The sequence below is a fragment of the Ramlibacter paludis genome (assembly GCF_022012305.1).
Lineage (GTDB): Bacteria > Pseudomonadota > Gammaproteobacteria > Burkholderiales > Burkholderiaceae_C > Ramlibacter > Ramlibacter paludis.
In genome coordinates this window covers 813,530-829,619 of the sequence record NZ_JAKLTM010000002.1, presented here as the reverse complement: position 1 = coordinate 829,619, position 16,090 = coordinate 813,530, and the positions used below count along the sequence as shown (strand labels likewise).

Annotated in this window: 17 protein-coding genes; 9 read left to right on the top strand and 8 right to left on the bottom strand. The window is 69.3% G+C overall.

What is annotated here, in order from left to right; genetic code table 11:
* Nucleotides 1-5 precede the first annotated feature (5 nt).
* The 5 genes from rimM (at nt 6) to LZ009_RS10505 (ending at nt 3,662) form a co-directional block, all read left to right on the top strand.
* The gene (rimM, locus tag LZ009_RS10525; protein WP_275697860.1) at nt 6-602 is read left to right on the top strand and encodes a ribosome maturation factor RimM; all 597 of its coding nucleotides are present in this window, start codon (nt 6-8) and stop codon (nt 600-602) included.
* 9 nt (nt 603-611) lie between these two features.
* Nucleotides 612-1,355, top strand: coding sequence for a tRNA (guanosine(37)-N1)-methyltransferase TrmD (gene trmD, locus LZ009_RS10520; protein WP_275697859.1), 744 nt, complete (start codon nt 612-614; stop codon nt 1,353-1,355).
* 111 nt (nt 1,356-1,466) lie between these two features.
* A complete protein-coding gene (gene rplS / locus LZ009_RS10515) occupies nt 1,467-1,847 on the top strand; it encodes a 50S ribosomal protein L19 (RefSeq protein ID WP_275697858.1) in 381 nt (126 codons plus the stop codon).
* Between the two features lie 66 nt (nt 1,848-1,913).
* Nucleotides 1,914-2,627 carry a CoA pyrophosphatase gene (locus tag LZ009_RS10510; protein WP_275697857.1) on the top strand — a complete coding sequence of 238 codons (714 nt, stop codon included), beginning with the start codon at nt 1,914-1,916 and terminating at the stop codon, nt 2,625-2,627.
* A gap of 36 nt (nt 2,628-2,663) precedes the next feature.
* Entirely contained in the window at nt 2,664-3,662 is a 999-nt protein-coding gene (locus LZ009_RS10505) for a CobD/CbiB family protein (RefSeq protein WP_275697856.1), read from the top strand.
* Nucleotides 3,663-3,677: 15 nt separating this feature from the next.
* On the opposite strand, the gene trxC is transcribed toward LZ009_RS10505, so the two are convergent.
* The 4 genes from trxC to LZ009_RS10485 are packed head-to-tail and all read right to left on the bottom strand — an operon-like array spanning nt 3,678 to nt 6,662.
* Nucleotides 3,678-4,130, bottom strand: a complete 453-nt coding sequence (gene trxC, locus LZ009_RS10500) for a thioredoxin TrxC (RefSeq protein ID WP_275697855.1) — start codon at nt 4,128-4,130, stop codon at nt 3,678-3,680.
* A 31-nt stretch (nt 4,131-4,161) separates the two neighbouring features.
* Nucleotides 4,162-5,091 carry a ribosome small subunit-dependent GTPase A gene (gene rsgA, locus LZ009_RS10495; protein WP_430300238.1) on the bottom strand — a complete coding sequence of 310 codons (930 nt, stop codon included), beginning with the start codon at nt 5,089-5,091 and terminating at the stop codon, nt 4,162-4,164.
* 12 nt (nt 5,092-5,103) lie between these two features.
* Nucleotides 5,104-5,403 (bottom strand): 4a-hydroxytetrahydrobiopterin dehydratase, encoded by a 300-nt coding sequence (locus tag LZ009_RS10490; protein ID WP_275697853.1) that lies wholly within the window; start codon nt 5,401-5,403, stop codon nt 5,104-5,106.
* Nucleotides 5,400-6,662 (bottom strand): M48 family metallopeptidase, encoded by a 1,263-nt coding sequence (locus LZ009_RS10485; protein WP_275697852.1) that lies wholly within the window; start codon nt 6,660-6,662, stop codon nt 5,400-5,402. Before LZ009_RS10485 ends, LZ009_RS10490 begins: the two co-directional genes overlap by 4 nt.
* Before the next feature lie 35 nt (nt 6,663-6,697).
* Here LZ009_RS10485 and orn point away from each other — a divergent pair, with 35 nt between their 5' ends.
* Nucleotides 6,698-7,273 (top strand): oligoribonuclease, encoded by a 576-nt coding sequence (gene orn, locus LZ009_RS10480; protein ID WP_275697851.1) that lies wholly within the window; start codon nt 6,698-6,700, stop codon nt 7,271-7,273.
* Between the two features lie 224 nt (nt 7,274-7,497).
* A complete protein-coding gene (locus LZ009_RS10475; RefSeq protein WP_275697850.1) occupies nt 7,498-9,081 on the top strand; it encodes a DEAD/DEAH box helicase in 1,584 nt (527 codons plus the stop codon).
* Nucleotides 9,082-9,516: 435 nt separating this feature from the next.
* Here the strand turns inward: LZ009_RS10475 and LZ009_RS10470 are convergent, their stop codons facing one another.
* Both LZ009_RS10470 and glgC read right to left on the bottom strand, forming a co-directional pair.
* Nucleotides 9,517-10,743: a multidrug effflux MFS transporter gene (locus LZ009_RS10470; RefSeq protein WP_275697849.1), complete on the bottom strand. Its 1,227-nt coding sequence runs from the start codon at nt 10,741-10,743 to the stop codon at nt 9,517-9,519.
* 31 nt (nt 10,744-10,774) lie between these two features.
* A complete protein-coding gene (glgC, locus tag LZ009_RS10465) occupies nt 10,775-12,022 on the bottom strand; it encodes a glucose-1-phosphate adenylyltransferase (protein ID WP_275697920.1) in 1,248 nt (415 codons plus the stop codon).
* Nucleotides 12,023-12,195: 173 nt separating this feature from the next.
* On the opposite strand from glgC, the gene LZ009_RS10460 reads away from it, so the two are divergent.
* The gene (locus LZ009_RS10460) at nt 12,196-12,930 is read left to right on the top strand and encodes a SapC family protein (protein ID WP_275697848.1); all 735 of its coding nucleotides are present in this window, start codon (nt 12,196-12,198) and stop codon (nt 12,928-12,930) included.
* Here the strand turns inward: LZ009_RS10460 and selD are convergent.
* Together selD and senB are read right to left on the bottom strand one after the other, a co-directional pair.
* Nucleotides 12,927-13,973: a selenide, water dikinase SelD gene (gene selD / locus LZ009_RS10455; RefSeq protein WP_275697847.1), complete on the bottom strand. Its 1,047-nt coding sequence runs from the start codon at nt 13,971-13,973 to the stop codon at nt 12,927-12,929. The two genes, LZ009_RS10460 and selD, sit on opposite strands and share 4 nt — an antisense overlap.
* A complete protein-coding gene (gene senB, locus LZ009_RS10450) occupies nt 13,970-14,974 on the bottom strand; it encodes a selenoneine biosynthesis selenosugar synthase SenB (protein ID WP_275697846.1) in 1,005 nt (334 codons plus the stop codon). The genes selD and senB overlap by 4 nt, the downstream gene beginning before the upstream one ends.
* A gap of 32 nt (nt 14,975-15,006) precedes the next feature.
* Here senB and LZ009_RS10445 point away from each other — a divergent pair, with 32 nt between their 5' ends.
* Nucleotides 15,007-16,053, top strand: a complete 1,047-nt coding sequence (locus tag LZ009_RS10445; RefSeq protein ID WP_275697845.1) for an SUMF1/EgtB/PvdO family nonheme iron enzyme — start codon at nt 15,007-15,009, stop codon at nt 16,051-16,053.
* Nucleotides 16,054-16,090: the final 37 nt, after the last annotated feature.

Here is a 16,090-nt window from a genome sequence, read left to right as displayed (position 1 = left end):
CGTAGATGGCCGCGCCCGGCCGTCCGGCAGCCCCCGCGCTGCCCGCTGGCATCGATGCCGTGGATCTGCCCGCGGACGCCATCGAAGTCGGGCGCATCGCCGATGCCTGGGGCGTCAAGGGCTGGTTCAAGGTCCTGCCCCACAGCGCCGACCCGCAGGCGCTGTTCTCCTCCAAGCGCTGGTACCTGCAGCCGTCCGAAAGAGGCGCCAAGACCTTTTCCGGCACGGTGCTGCTGCGCGTGCGCGAAGCCAAGGAACACTCCGACACCGTGGTGGCCCGGGCCGACGAGGTCGACGACCGCGCCGCCGCCGAGGCGCTGCGCGGCGCCCGCGTGTTCGTTCCGCGTTCTTCCTTCCCCACCGCCGACAAGGACGAGTACTACTGGGTCGACCTGCTCGGCCTGGACGTCGTCAACCGCGAAGGCGTGGCGCTGGGCAAGGTCAAGGACCTGATGTCCACCGGCCCGCAGACGGTGCTGGTGCTGGAATACGAGGCCGAAGGCAAGCCGCAGGAGCGCATGCTGCCTTTCGTCTCCGCCTACGTCGACGGCGTGGACCTGCCGGGCCGCCGGATCACGGTCGACTGGCAACCCGACTACTGAGCGCGCGCGATGCGCTTCGACGTCGTCACCCTGTTTCCCGAGCTGTTCGCGCCCTTCCTGGCCGCGGGCGTGACGCGCCGCGCCTACGAGACCAAGCAGGTCGACGTGCGCCTGTGGAACCTGCGCGACTTCGCCGAGGGCAACTACCGGCGCGTGGACGACCGGCCCTTCGGCGGCGGCCCCGGCATGGTGATGCTGGCCGAGCCGCTGGCGCGCTGCCTGGCGGCGGTGAAGGCGGAGCGCGCCGACGCCGCGCCCGTCGTGCTTTTTTCCCCGGTCGGCCGGAAACTGGACCACGCCGGTGTCGAGGCCTGGTCGGCCGGTGCCGGCGCCATCCTGGTCTGCGGCCGCTACGAGGGCATCGATCAGCGCTTCATCGACACCCACGTCGACGTCCAGCTGAGCCTGGGCGACTTCGTCCTTTCCGGCGGCGAGATCGCGGCCCTGGCTTTGCTGGACGCGGTGGCGCGCCTGCAGCCCGGCGTGCTGAACGACGCCGGCAGCCACCAGGAGGACAGCTTCAACCCCGCGCTCGACGGCCTCCTGGACTGCCCCCACTACACCCGCCCCGAGGAGTGGAACGGCCAGAAGGTGCCCGAGGCGCTCCTGTCGGGCCACCACGCCCGCATCGAGGCCTGGCGGCGCCAGCAGCGGCTGGCGCTCACCGCAAGACTGCGGCCGGAACTGGTCGAAGCCGCCCGCAAAGCCGGCCGGTTGACCCCGTTGGACGAGGATTTCCTCTCCAAGCTATAATCATCGGCTTCCCGATCCTCTGCCCGGCCGTCCGAGCCACTGCCACCCCGTGTGGCGCCCAGTGAAGCCAGGACCTTTTGCGTAGCGCGAGCAAGATCGATAGAGACTGCAATGAACCTGATCGAAACCCTCGAAAAAGAGGAAATCGCCCGCCTGGGCAAGAACGTTCCCGAGTTCGCCCCCGGCGACACCGTGATCGTCTCCGTGAGCGTCGTCGAAGGCACCCGCAAGCGCGTGCAGGCCTACGAAGGCGTCGTGATCGCCAAGCGCAACCGCGGCCTGAACAGCGCCTTCACCGTGCGCAAGATCTCCAGCGGCGAAGGCGTCGAGCGGACCTTCCAGACCTACAGCCCGCTGATCGCCGGCATCGAAGTCAAGCGCCGCGGCGACGTGCGCCGCGCCAAGCTGTACTACCTGCGCGAGCGTTCGGGCAAGTCGGCCCGCATCAAGGAAAAGCTGGCCCACCGCGAGAAGGCCCCGGCCGCCGAATAAGCGGAGCCCCGCCTTCCGAAACGACCGCCGCCGGCCCCGTGCTCGCGGCGGTTTTTCTTTCCCTCCATGAAGCCCGACGCCTCGTCCCTGCCGCCCGAAACCGCGCTGTCGAAGATCCCGAACTTCGACCCGCGCAGCGCGCCCGTGGTCGGCATCGACGGCCACCTGGCGCCGGTGCCCGCCGATCGGCTGGCGCCGGACGCCTTGCGCGCGCGCCTGCTGGCGCCGCCCGCCTGGGAGCCCGAGATCCTGGCCGAGCGCCGCTTCACGGACCGCAAGAAGGCGCCGGCCGCGGTGCTCGTTCCCATCGTCACGCGCGAGCGGCCGATGGTGCTGCTCACCGAACGGGCGACGCACCTGAGCACGCACTCGGGGCAGGTCGCCTTTCCGGGCGGAAAGTGCGACGACACGGACATCGACGTCGTCGACACGGCGCTGCGCGAGGCGCACGAGGAAATCGGGCTGGAGCGCGGACTGGTCGAAGTGATCGGCCAGATGCCCACCTACCTCACCGGCACCATGTTCCTGGTGACGCCGGTGATCGCGCTGGTGCGGCCCGACTACCGGCTGACGCTGAATCCTTCCGAAGTGGCCGACGCCTTCGAGGTGCCGCTGGACTTCCTGATGACGCCCGCCCATCACCACCGCCACGCCATCGACATCGGCGGCGTGCGGCGCGAGTGGTTCTCCATGCCCTACATGGACGGCAGCACCGATCGCTTCATCTGGGGCGCGACGGCGGCCATGCTGCGCAATTTGTACCGCCTGCTGGCGGCCTGAGCGGCGCGGGCGTGCCGCCCGCTATCATTCCGCTCCATGAGCTTTTTCGCCATCCTGTTCGCGTTGCTGCTCGAACAGGTGCGGCCGCTCGGCGAGCACAACCCCATCCACGCCGGCTTGCGCGTGTGGGCGCGCTGGGTCAGCCGCAATTTCGACGCCGGCAAGCCCCAGCACGGCTGGGTGGCCTGGTCGCTCGCCGTGATCGGGCCGGCGCTGCTGGCGCTCGCCATCCACTGGGCGCTGATGCTGCTGGTGGGCTGGCCGCTGGCGATGCTGTGGAACGTGGCGGTGCTTTACGCGACGCTCGGCTTCCGCCAGTTCAGCCACCACTTCACCGAGATCCGCGACGCCCTGGAAGCCGGCGACGAGCAGTTGGCGCGCCAGCTGCTGGCGCGCTGGCAGCGCGTGGACGTGGGCGAACTCCCGCGCAGCGAAATCGTGCGCCACGTGATCGAGTATTCCGTGCTGGCCGCGCACCGCCACGTGTTCGGCGTGCTGGCCTGGTACTCGGTGCTCGCCGCCTTCGGCTTCGGTCCGGCGGGCGCGGTGCTCTATCGCATGGCCGAATTCGTCGCGCGCTACTGGAAGTACCGCAACCGCATCCAGGTGCAGCCCGCGAGCGAGGCGCTGCAGTCGTCGGCCGCGGGCGCGTGGGCAGCGATCGACTGGATTCCCGCCCGCGCCACGGCCATCGCGTTCGCCGTGGTCGGCAGCTTCGAGGAAGCGATCGACAGCTGGCGCAACTACGCGCAGCGCTTTCCGAACGACAACGACGGCGTGGTGCTGGCCGCCACCTCCGGGGCGATCAACGTGCGCTTGGGCGGGGAGGCCTTGAAGCCGGTCTTCGCGCCGAACAGCAGCCAGTCGTTCGCGGCGAGTGGAATGGGCGGCGAGCCGCCGCTGGATACCGCCACCACGCCGGGCCGTGAAGCCGAGACGCAGCACCTGCGCAGCATCGTGGGGCTGGTGTGGCGCTCGGTGGTGCTGTGGATGGTGTTGCTGGCTTTGCTGACGCTGGCGCGCTTGCTGGGGTAGCAACCCCGGCGCGGTTCAAGCCGGCGTGGTGATGCGCGCCAACTGCGCCTGGGTCCACCGCACGATGTCCGCCGCGCCCATCGCGCCGGCCTGCCGCGCAACTTCCTTGCCGCCGGCAAACAACGCCAGGGTCGGAATGCTGCGGATGTTCAGTCGCGCGCCCAGTCCCTGTGCCTCATCGGTATTGACCTTCACCAGCTGCACCCGGGGCTCGAGCTGCGCGGCCGCCTGCTCGAAGGCCGGCGCCATCATGCGGCAGGGGCCGCACCAGGGCGCCCAGAAGTCCACCAGCACGGGCAGGTCGCCGCGCGTGATGTGACGTTCGAAATCGGTGGCGTTCAGGTTCTGCGGATGGCCGTCGAACAGCGCGCGGTGGCAGCTGCCGCAGTCGGGCGCCTTGGCGAGGTCCGTGGATTGCACCCGGTTGGTGGTGTGGCAATGCGGGCAGACGACGTGCAGCTGGCTCATCCCCCTTAGATGCGGGCGGCCCCCGGAGTTCTCAATACTTAGTCCGCGACAGTTCCTCGAAAAGGGTACGGTAGATGCGGTAACGGCTGGGCTCGATCTTGCCGGGCTGGCGCGGTTCGTCCGGGCGCGCCACCGCGGCCTGCACGTCGCAGCCGGGTTCGTGCAGGTGCGTGCAGTTGTAGAAGCGGCATTCGCTCGCATGCGGCTTCAGGTCGGGCATCAGGCCGGGCAGCTGCATGGGCGCGATGTGGTGCAGGCCGAACTCCTGGAAGCCGGGCGAATCGATCAGCGCGGTGCCCGAAGCCTGGTCGACCCAGTACCAGGTCGTGGCCGTGGTGGTGTGCTTGCCGGAGTTGAGCGCCTGCGAGATCTCGCCGGTGAGCACCTGCGCCTGCGGCACCAGCAGGTTGATCAGCGTGCTCTTGCCGGCGCCGGAAGGGCCCAGCACCAGCGTCGTCTTGCCGTGCAGGTGCTTTTGCAGCGCCTCGCGGTCGGCGTCCTTCGAAAGGCGCAGCGACAGCGGCAGCACGCCATATCCCATCGCGTGGTACGGCACCAGGCGCGCCCAGGCGCGCTCGAAGGGTTCGACCAGGTCGCTCTTGTTGAGCGCGATCAAGGGCGTGATCTGCTCGGCGCCGGCGGCGATGAGCGCGCGCGCCAGCTGCATCTCGGAGAACTCGGGTTCGGCCGCGATCAGCACCAGCACCTGGTCGAGGTTGGCGGCGAAGGACTTGGTGCGGATCTCGTCCTGCCGGTAGAACAGGTTGCGCCGCTTGTCCACGGACACGATCACGCCTTCGTCGCCGGTGCTGCTCCACTGCACGCGGTCGCCGACGACCGGTGCGTTCTTCTTGCCGCGCGCATGGCAGATGCGGCGGGTGCCGTCCGGCGTCTCCACCAGGCAGTGGCGGCCGTGGCTGGCCACCACCAGGCCCGGTTGCGGCGCGCCCACGTCAGACAAGGTGCGCGGCTTTCATGCGAGCAGGGCGTCGGCCTGGGCCGCACCGCGGAAGTCCGCTTCGGAGATCCCCTGCACGTCGTGCGAGCGATAGCGGACGACGCAGCGCTTGTAGTGCACCGAGAGGTCGGGATGGTGGTCGGTCTTGTGCGCGATGAAGGCCAGCGCGTTCACGAAGGCCATCACCTCGTGGTAATTGGCGAACTCGAAGGCCTTCTCGATGGCGACCTCGTCGCCGTCGCCGCTGAGCCGCCAGCCCGGGAATTCGGCCAGCCGGGTGACGATTTCGGTGGGCGTGAGCGCGCGCCGCTTCACGCCGCCGCTCCCAGCCGCGCCAGGCGCTCGGAAGCGGGCGGATGCGAGTAATAGAACTTCACGAACACCGGATCGGGCGTGAGCGTGGAGGCGTTGTCCTCGTACAGCTTCAGCAGCGCGCTGCCCAGGTCCTGGCCGCTGGTCTGCGTCGCCGCGAAGGCATCCGCCTGGAACTCGTGGCGGCGCGAGAACTGCGCCATCAGCGGCGAGATGAAATAGGTGAACACGGGCACGGCGAGCATGAACAGCAGCAACGCGAGCGCGTCGTTGGGGCCCTCGATGTTGGGCCGCACGCCCAGGCCGGTGTAGAACCAGGCCTTGGTCGCCAGCCAGCCCAGCAGGGCGAAGCCGACGAGGCTCATCGTGAACAGCGCCACGATGCGCTGGATGATGTGCTTGTGGCGGAAGTGGCCCAGCTCGTGCGCGAGCACCGCATCGACTTCGCCGGGCGAGAGCTTGGCCAGCAGCGTGTCGTAGAAGACCACGCGCTTGGCGGCGCCGAAGCCGGTGAAATAGGCATTGGCGTGGGCGCTGCGCTTGCTGCCGTCCATGACGAACAGGCCCTTGGCGGCGAAGCCGCAGCGCTGCATGAGCGCCGTGACGCGCGCCTTGAGGGTCTCGTCTTCCAGCGGCTGGAACTTGTTGAACAGCGGCGCGATGAAGGTGGGATAGACGACCAGCAGCAGGAGGTTGAAGCCCATCCACACGGCCCAGGCCCACAGCCACCACAGTTCGCCGGCCGCGCCCATCAGCCACAGGATCAGTGCCGCGATCGGCAGGCCGATGGCCGCGCCCAGCAGCACGCCCTTGGCGGCATCGGCCAGCCAGAGCTTCCAGGTCATCTTGTTGAAGCCGAAGCGCTGTTCCACCACGAAGGTCTGGTACAGCGTGAACGGCAGTTCGAGCAGGCCGCCGATGGCGGCGAAGCAGGCCAGCAAGGCCAACTGCTGCCACATGCCGGGGCCGAGCCACGCCAGCAGCGCGCCGTTCAGCACGTCGAGGCCGCCAAGCAAGGTCCAGCCGAGCAGCACGGCGCTGCCGAAGGCGGTTTCGACCAGGCCGATGCGCGACTTGGCCACCGTGTAGTCGGCGGCTTTCTGGTGCGCGGCCAGCGACACGGTGCTGGCAAACGGGGCGGGAACGCTGGCGCGATGCCGGGCGACGAAGCGCACCTGGCGCGTCGACAGCCAGAACTTCACCGCGAGGCCGGCCAGCAGGAAGGCGGCAAAGGCCAGGGTGAGCGAGTAGGACGCAGTCATCTCTCGGATCTTAGGCCATCGGCGACAATCTCCAGATGGCAGAAGAAACTCCCGTCACGCTGGGCAAGAGCGACCAGAACCTCGTCTGGCTCGACTGTGAAATGACCGGCCTCGACCCCGAGCGCGACCGCATCATCGAGATCGCCGTCGTCGTGACCGGCCCCAACCTGGAGCCGCGGATCGAAGGCCCGGCCATCGCCATCCACCAGAGCGACGCCCAGCTGGACCTGATGGATGCCTGGAACAAGGGCACCCACGGCAAGAGCGGCCTCACCGACAAGGTGCGCGCCTCGACCGTGGACGAAGCGCAGGCCGAGCAGCAGGTGCTGGATTTCGTCACCAAGTACGTGCCCAAGCTGGGCAGCCCCATGTGCGGCAACAGCATCGGGCAGGACCGGCGCTTCCTGGTGAAGTACATGCCGAAGCTGGAAGCCTGGTTCCACTACCGCAACCTGGACGTCAGCACGCTCAAGGAGCTGTCCAAGCGCTGGCGGCCGGAGGTGTATGCCTCCTTCAAGAAGCGCCAGCTGCACACCGCCCTGGCCGACGTGCACGAGTCGATCGACGAGCTCGCCCACTACCGGGAACACTTCCTGAAGCTGACGCCCTGAGGACCGCGCCCTAAACGGGCGCGTGCAGGAAAACCCGAAGTCTGCGATAATCGAAGGCTTGCTGCTTCTGGGCAGCAATTTATCGCGCATCGCCTTCTCGCACCGGACCCACGAAGGGTCCACACCGGCCGCAAAGCCCGTGTAGTCGTTGGAATGGTTGATGTCTTTCAATCATTGCAATGACGGCGCCGCCCGCCCTGGGCAGCGCTGTGTGGAATCAATTCATGACGACGGAAAACACCACCCCCCTGGCGGCCACTCCTGTGGACGCGACCCCTGCCGTGCCGAACGGCTTCGCCACCCTGGGCCTCGCCCCCGAACTGCTCGCGGCCGTGGCCGACCTGGGCTTCACCCAGCCCACCACCGTGCAGGACGCCTGCATCGGCAAGGCCATGGGCACGGCCGGCGCCGACGGCCAGTCCGGCTACATCGACCTGATGGTCTCCAGCCAGACCGGCAGCGGCAAGACCGCGGCCTTCCTGCTGCCCGTGCTGAACACCCTGCTGCGCCAGCAGGCCGATGCCGAAGCCGCCGAGAAGAAGGCCTACGAAGAAGCCATCGCCCGCGGTGAAACGCCGGCCAAGAAGAAGCGCCTGAACCCGCTGAGCCCGCGCAGCTTCAAGGCCGCCGTGCCCGGCGCGCTGATCCTGTGCCCGACGCGCGAACTCGCGCAGCAGGTGGCGCACGACGCCATCGACCTGGTGCGCCATTGCCGCGGCCTGCGCATCGCCAGCGTGGTGGGCGGCATGCCTTACCAGATGCAGATCGCCCGCCTGCAGAACGCCGACCTCGTGGTCGCCACGCCCGGCCGCCTGCTGGACCTGCAGCGCTCCAGCCAGATCAAGCTGGACCAGGTGCAGTTCCTGGTGGTCGACGAAGCCGACCGCATGCTGGACCTGGGCTTCGCGGAAGACCTGGCCGAAGTGCACCAGCTGACGGCCAACCGCCGCCAGACCATGATGTTCAGCGCCACCTTCGCACCGCGCATCCAGGCGCTCGCCTCGCGCGTCATGCGCCAGCCGCAGCGCATCGAGATGGCCTCGCAGGGCGAGAAGCACGCCAACATCGAGCAGAAGCTGTTCTGGGCCGACAACGCCCACCACAAGCGCCAGCTGCTGGACCACTGGCTGCGCGATACCAACATCGACCAGGCCATCGTGTTCGCCTCGACCAAGATCGAGTGCGACGGGCTGGCCGAAGACCTGCAGCAGGCCGGCTTTGCCGCCGTGTCGCTGCACGGCGACCTGTCGCAGGGCCTGCGCAACCGCCGCCTGATGGCGCTGCGCCAGGGCCAGGTGCAGTTCCTGGTGGCGACCGACGTGGCCGCGCGCGGCATCGACGTGCCGACCATCACGCACGTCTTCAACTACGGCCTGCCGATGAAGAGCGAGGACTACACCCACCGCATCGGCCGCACCGGCCGCGCGGGCCGCGACGGCCTGGCCGTCACCTTCGCCGAAGTGCGCGACCGCCGCAAGATCGGCGACATCGAGCATTACAGCAAGCAGCGCTTCACCGCCGAGACCATCCCCGGCCTCGAGCCCAAGGCGCGCTTCGACCAGCGTCCCCCGCGCGCCGGCTTCGGCGCCAAGCCGGGCCGTCCGGGCGAGCGCCGTCATGGCGCCGGCGGCGGCAACGGCGGCGGCGGCAACTTCGGCAAGCAGCCGGGCTGGGGCGCCAAGTCCTTCGGCGGCGGCCAGCGTGACGGCGGCCGGCGTGAAGGCGGCTTCGGCGGCGCGCCGCGGGACGGCGGCTTCGGCGGCGGTCGCGATGGCGGCTTCGGCGGCCGTGGTCGTCCGGCGCGCTAAGAACTCCGTCATTCCCGCGCAGGCGGGAACCCAGAGCGTTAGAGAAAACGGCCCAATGGGCTGTTTTTTTTTGGCTTTGGGGATATGGGGTGTCTTCCGGGGGCGTCGCAGCTGGCAGTGCGCGGTGCAGGCCCGCTGGGGCGTCGGTCGGCGGCTTCGCGCGCCGACTCCCCTGAAAGGCCGGTCCCGCCGGCGTCGCGAGGCACAACTCGTTGAGTTTTTGCCCGCTGCGCGGCCAAAAACTCCACTCAAGCAGGTGCCTCGTCAGCATGAAACATACGCGCGGCTCGATGCGCGCTGGCGCGCTCTCGTAGCCGCGCTCCGCCGGCGGGACCGGCCTTTCAGGCGACTGCCCCTCGATGCGGGCCTGCACCGCGCACTGCCCGCTGCGACGTCGAGCAGTCGGTCGCATCCCCGCATCGGTCGCAGCCGCTCTCAGGAGGGACGTCTTCCCGTCTGCGGCCAGCGCTTGCGCAGGAACACCCACGCCACCAGCCCCACGCTCATCATCAGCAGCGACGCAAGCGCCAGCGAGCGGGTCGAATGCATCACCAGCGGCGCGATCACGCCGGCCACCACGCCGTTGGCCGCCGCGCCCACGCAGGCCTGCAGCGACGACGCCATGCCGCGCCGCTCGGGATACAGGTCCAGCACCAGCAGCGTCACCACCGGCACCATCAGCGCCCAGCCGAAAGCGAAGATCGCGATCGGGAACAGCGCCCAGGCCGCGTGCGCGGGGAACAGCAGGTTGAGGCTCACGTTCACCAGCGACACCACCACCATGATCGTGAAGCCGTAGCGGATCTGCTGGCGCGGCTCCACCTTGCCGGCCAGCCGCCCGCTGGCGAAGGAGCCGCCCATGATGCCGGAGATGGTGAGCAGGAAGAACCAGAAGAACTCGGTGGGCGCCAGCTGCAGCAGGTCGCCCAGGAAGGCCGGCGCCGACATCACGTACAGGAACATGCCGTTGAAGGGCACGCCGCTCGCCAGCGCCAGCAGGAAGAAGCGCGGGTTGGACACCAGCTGCCAGTACCCGCGCAGCAGGTTGCGCGCATTGAAGGGCTGGCGTTGCGTGACGTGCAGCGTCTCCGGCAGCAGCTTGTAGTTGGCCGTCCAGAGCGCGATGCCCACCGCCACCAGGAACCAGAAGATCGAGTGCCAGCCCAGGTGCACCAGCAGCCAGCCGCCGATGATGGGCGCGATGGCCGGGGCGACGCCGAAGTAGATGGTCACCTGGCTCATGACCTTCTGCGCCTGGTCCGGCGGGAACATGTCGCGGATCACGGCGCGCGACACCACCATCCCGCCGCCGGAGGACATGCCTTGCAGCAGGCGGAAGAACACCAGCAGGCCGACGTTGTGCGACAGCGCGCAGCCGGCCGAAGACAGGGTGAAGACTACGATGCTCCACAGCACCACCGGCCGGCGGCCGAAGCTGTCCGCCAGCGCGCCATGGAACAGGTTCATGAAGGCGAACCCGAACAGGTAGGCCGACAGCGTCTGCTGCATCTCCACCGGCGTTGCGCCGAGCGCCTTCGCGATGCCGGAGAAGGCCGGGATGTAGGTGTCGATGGAGAACGGCCCCAGCATGCCGAGCACGGCAAGCAGGAGGGCCAGCGCCCAGCGCGGCGCGGTCCAGAGTTGGTGGGCTTGCGGATTCATTCGTGCCCGATTGGAGCACGAAGGACGGGGCTCACAGCTTCGCCAGCATTTCCTTGGTGACCAGCACCACGCCCTTGTCGGTGCGGTAGAAGCGCTTGGCGTCGAACTGGGGGTCCTCGCCGATCACGGTGCCTTCGGGAATGTTGCAGCCGCGGTCGATCACCACGCAGGTCAGGCGGCAGCCGCGGCCGACGTTGGTGTCCGGCATGATCACCGCATCGGTGATCGTGCACTGCGACGCCACCCGCACGTTGGAAAACAGCACCGCGCGCCGGATGTGCGATCCGGCCACCACGCAGCCGCCCGAGATCAGCACGTTGGCCGTCACGCCGTGGTTGCCGCGGTCGTCCGGCACGAACTTCGCCGGCGGCAGCTGCTCCTGGTAGGTCCACACCGGCCAGTCGTGGTCGTAGATGTTCAGCTCCGGCATGTCGGAGGCGAGGTCGAGGTTGGCCGCCCAGAACGCATCGACCGTGCCGACGTCGCGCCAGTAGGGATTGCTGCGCGTGCTGCGCGGCACGCTGGAGAGGTTGAGAGGATGCGCCAGCGCGCGCCCTTCGGCCACCACGCGCGGGATGATGTTCTTGCCGAAGTCGTGGTCGGAGTCGCTGCTCAGGTCTTCTTCCAGCAACTTGTACAGGTATTCGGCGTTGAACACGTAGATGCCCATGCTGCCGAGCGCCCGGTCCGGCTTGCCCGGCATCGCCGGCGGATCCGCGGGTTTTTCGAGGAAGGCCGTGATGCGGCGCTTTTCGTCGATGTGCATCACGCCCAGCGCTGTGGCTTCCATGCGCGGCACCTCGATGCAGCCGACGGTGCAGCGCGCGCCGCTCTCGACGTGATCGAGCAGCATCACCGAGTAGTCCTGCTTGTAGATGTGGTCGCCCGCGAGCACCAGGATGTATTCGGGCCCGTAGGCGCGCAGGATGTCGATGTTCTGCGTGATGGCGTCGGCCGTGCCGCGGTACCAGAAGGCCTCGTTCACGCGCTGCTGCGCCGGCAGCAGGTCGATGAACTCGTTGGCTTCGCCGCGCAGGAAATTCCAGCCGCGCTGCAGGTGGCGCAGCAGCGAGTGCGACTTGTACTGGGTGAGCACGCCGATGCGGCGGATGCCCGAGTTGATGCAGTTGGACAGCGCGAAGTCGATGATGCGGAACTTGCCGCCGAAATACACCGCCGGCTTGGCGCGGCGGTCGGTCAGGTCCATCAGGCGCGAGCCGCGGCCGCCGGCCAGCACCAGCGCGATGGTGCGCTTGGGCAGCTGCCGCGCAAGGGCCATGCGTTCGCTGGCCGCGTCGTCCAGGCCGGCGACGGCCTCGAGCACGGTGTCGTTCTCCTTCATCGGTTGCCCCCACAGTAGAACCAGCACTGTGGTCCCGTGGCGGGAAACGGGTTGTAGGACGCCTTCGATTCCGGCGCGCTACGATAGCGGCCCTTCCAGGAATACTTTCGATGGCCACCCAGCTGCAGTTCTACCAAAATGCCGTGCCCCTCGCGGCCTCCCGCCACGCCGACTGGTCCGTCGAGCCGCGCGACTTCTCCTTCTCCCGCACCAGCAGCTCCGTGCCGCTGATGGCGGTCGAGTTCCCGGTGGCGGCGGAGGAGTACGCCATCGTCTTCGTCGGCCAGCCCGGCGAGGTGGTGCCCGTCGCCATCACGGGCGTGCGCCCGAACGAGAACCTGTTCGTCGACGCGGCCGGCGGCTGGGACGCGAAGTACATCCCCGGCTTCGTGCGGCGCTATCCCTTCGTGTTCACCACCCCCGACGGCGGCGACACGCTCACGCTGTGCATCGACGAGGCCTATCCCGGCATCAACCAGGAAGGCCGCGGCCAGCGCCTGTTCGACGAGGAGCGCAAGCCCAGCCAGTTCACCGGGCAGGTGATGGAGTTCCTGCGCGACTACCAGGTCGAGTTCGGCCGCACCCAGACCTTCTGCCGCAAGCTGGAGGAAATGAAGCTGCTGGAGCCGATGCAGGTCGAGGTGGGCACCCCTGGCGCCTCCTCGTCCCTCGGCGGCTTCCTCGGCGTGGACCGCGAGAAGATGCGCGCCCTGTCCGGCAAGCGCCTGGCCGAGCTGGCCAAGGACGACAGCCTGGAGATGATCTACGTGCACCTGCAGTCGATGCGCAACTTCGGCCGCATGCGCGGCCGGCTGGAAGCGCGGCAGGGTGCCGCGAAGGCCTAACGCACCGTCAGCGGCGCGCCCTGGCCGCCGGCCGCGGCGCTGCCGATCACCGCGGCGTCGCCGAAGCCATGGCGGCGGAACACGGCCAGCACCTGGTCGACCGCCGCCGGCGTGCACGACACCAGCAGGCCGCCGCTGGTCTGCGGATCGGTCAGCAGCGCGCGCTCGACGTCGGCAAAGCCGTCCGCCAGCGCGATGTCGCTGCCGTAGCCGGCCCAGTTGCGTCCGGACGCGCCGGTGACGTGGCCGGCCGCGGCCAGCTCGCGCACGCCGGGCAGCACCGGCACCGCTTTCCAGTCGATCGTGATGCCCAGCCTGGCGCCGCGCGCGAGTTCCAGCGCATGGCCGGCCAGGCCGAAGCCCGTGACGTCGGTGAGCGCATGCACGCCGTCCAGCGCGGCCAGTTCGGGGCCGGGGGTGTTCAGGCGCGTGGTGGTCGCGATCATCCGCTCGTAGCCGGCGGCGTCGAGCTTTTCCTTCTTCAGCGCAGCCGACAGAACGCCCACGCCCAGCGGTTTGCCCAGCACCAGCACGTCGCCTGGACGCGCATCGGCATTGCGCTTGACGCGGTCCGGGTGCACCAGGCCGAGGGCGACCAGGCCATAGATCGGCTCGACCGAGTCGATGGTGTGGCCGCCGGCGATCGGGATGCCGGCCGCCTTGCAGACCGATTCCCCGCCTTCCAGGATCTTGCCGATGGTGGCCGTGGACAGCACGCTGATGGGCATGCCGACCAGCGCCAGCGCCATGATCGGCTGGCCCCCCATGGCGTAGACGTCGGAGATGGCGTTGGTGGCGGCGATGCGGCCGAAGTCGTACGGGTCGTCGACGATCGGCATGAAGAAATCGGTGGTGGCGATCAGCGCCTGCTGGTCGTTGAGCTTGTAGACCGCGGCGTCGTCGGCGGTTTCTATGCCCACCAGCAGCTCGGGCGGCATGGGCATGCGGGCCGTGCCCTTGAGGATTTCCGACAGCACGCCCGGCGCGATCTTGCAGCCGCAGCCGCCGCCGTGGGAGAGGGAAGTCAGACGGGGTTCGTTCATGGTCGTTCGGGCGGCGCCCGGAGTTCGTTGACAAGTGCCAGCAGGGCCGCGCGTTCGCGTTGCGGGGCGAACAGCGGCGTGCGCAGGCTGCATTGTGCTTGCAGGCGCGCGAGCAGGCCGGCTGCGGGGTCTTGGGCGCCCTGGCCGGCGCGGCAGGCGCGCAGCAGCGCGGCCAGCCCGGCGGCGTCGCCCGCCTCGAAGTAGCCTGCGTAGTCGGCGCCCAGCATGCCGACGTTGCCCGGCACGCGCGAGGCCAGCACCGGCGTGCCCTGGCAGGCCGCTTCCAGGATCACGTGGGCACCGCCTTCCAGCAGGCTGGGGTGCAGCAGCACGTGGGCGCGGCGGATGCGCTCCAGCGCCTGTTCGTGGGGCAGCGCGCCCGCCCAGGTGTAGTGCGGGCAGTCGCGCGCCGTGGCAGCCGCCGCGGCGCCAAGGGTCGGTTCCGCGTCGGCGTTGCCGATGTGGGTGATGGTGATGCCTTCGTCCGGCCGCAGCAGGCGCGCCGCGGCGAAGACCGTCTCGGGCGCCTTCACCTGGCGCAGGTGGCCGACGACGACGGCGTCGATGCGGTCGTCGGGCTTGCCGGCGGCGGGTTGCGCGGGCGTCGACTGGTAGATCACCTGCGCCTTGGCGCGATGAGGCGCGGGCAGGTCCTGCACGCCGCATTCCTGCAGCACCACCAGGCGCTGCGCGAGCTCCAGCGAACGCTGGGCCGCCGCGTCCACGGCCAGGTCCTGGTACAGGTCGGTGCCGGTCAGCACCACGGCCAGGCCGCGGGCGGGATGCGCTTGCGCCCAGGCGGCGATGGCGGTGGCGGAGCGGCGGGCGTGCAACGCGATCATCACTCCGTCGCCGGCGGCCACCGCGTCGGGCCACGCCTGCAGGATGCGCACCTGGTAGTCGTCCGCCAGGAATTGCTGCCAGCGCCGGGCCGTACGCCAGTTGCCGTTGTTGGCGTCGGCGAGCGCGGGGCTTACGATGACGACCGATGGACGCGACATGCGCTGTTTATAACTTGCGCCGGGGAACGGCGGTGGATGTGCGACGGGCGCTGCTCGATGTGCGCGCGCGTACGCTGGCCCTGGCCGCCGACTACCAGGCTGCGTTGGGCCCCAGCCTGGCCATCCCGTATGCCGAAGGACTGAACCCGCCGCGCTGGGAATGGGGTCACGTCGCCTGGTTCCAGGAGTGGTGGATCGCGCGCAACCGCCAGCGCGCATTGGGCATCCGCTGCGAGCCCGATCACGCGCGGCCGCCTTCGCTGCTGCCCGGCGCCGATGCGCTCTACGACTCCAGCCGCGTCGCGCATCGCACGCGCTGGGAGCTGCCGCTGCCCGATGCCGACGGCACGCGCGACTACCTGGCACGGACGCTGGAACAGACGCTGGCGCTGCTGGCGGACGTGCCGCCCGACGCCGGCGACGATGCGCTGTACTTCTATCGCCTGGTGGCCTTGCACGAGGCGATGCATGCCGAAGCGGCCACCTACATGGCGCGCAAGCTGGGCATCGCCGTGCGTGCGCCAGTGGCCGCGCCCATCACCGCGACCGGTGAACTCGCGCTGCCCGCACAGCGCTTCCGCCTGGGCAGCAGCGCCGAGGGTTTCGCCTTCGACAACGAGCTGCAGGCGCAGGACGTGGAGATCGCCGGCTGCCGCATCGACGCCGCGCCGGTGACCTGGGCGCGCTGGCTGCCTTTCGCGCAGGCAAGCGGCCGGCCGCTGCCGCGCGCGCCGCTGCACGAGGCCGTGGTGCACGTCAGCGCGGAAGAGGCCGAAGCCTGGTGCCGCTGGGCCGGCCGCCGGCTGCCGACCGAAGCGGAATGGGAATGCGCGGCCCTCACCTTGCCGGGTTTCCAGTGGGGCCAGGTATGGGAGTGGACCGCGAGCCCGTTCGTACCCTATGCGGGGTTCACGCCGCACCCTTACCGCGATTACTCCGCGCCCTGGTTCGGAACGCGGCGTGTGCTGCGCGGCGCCTGTGCGGCGACTTCGCCATGGCTGGCCGACGCGCGCTATCGCAATTTCTTCGAACCGCAGCGCAGCGATGTGTTCAGCGGCTTTCGGAGCTGCGTGGACTAAACAAGCCCACGTCCGCCGGGATGTACTGGTTGCAGGG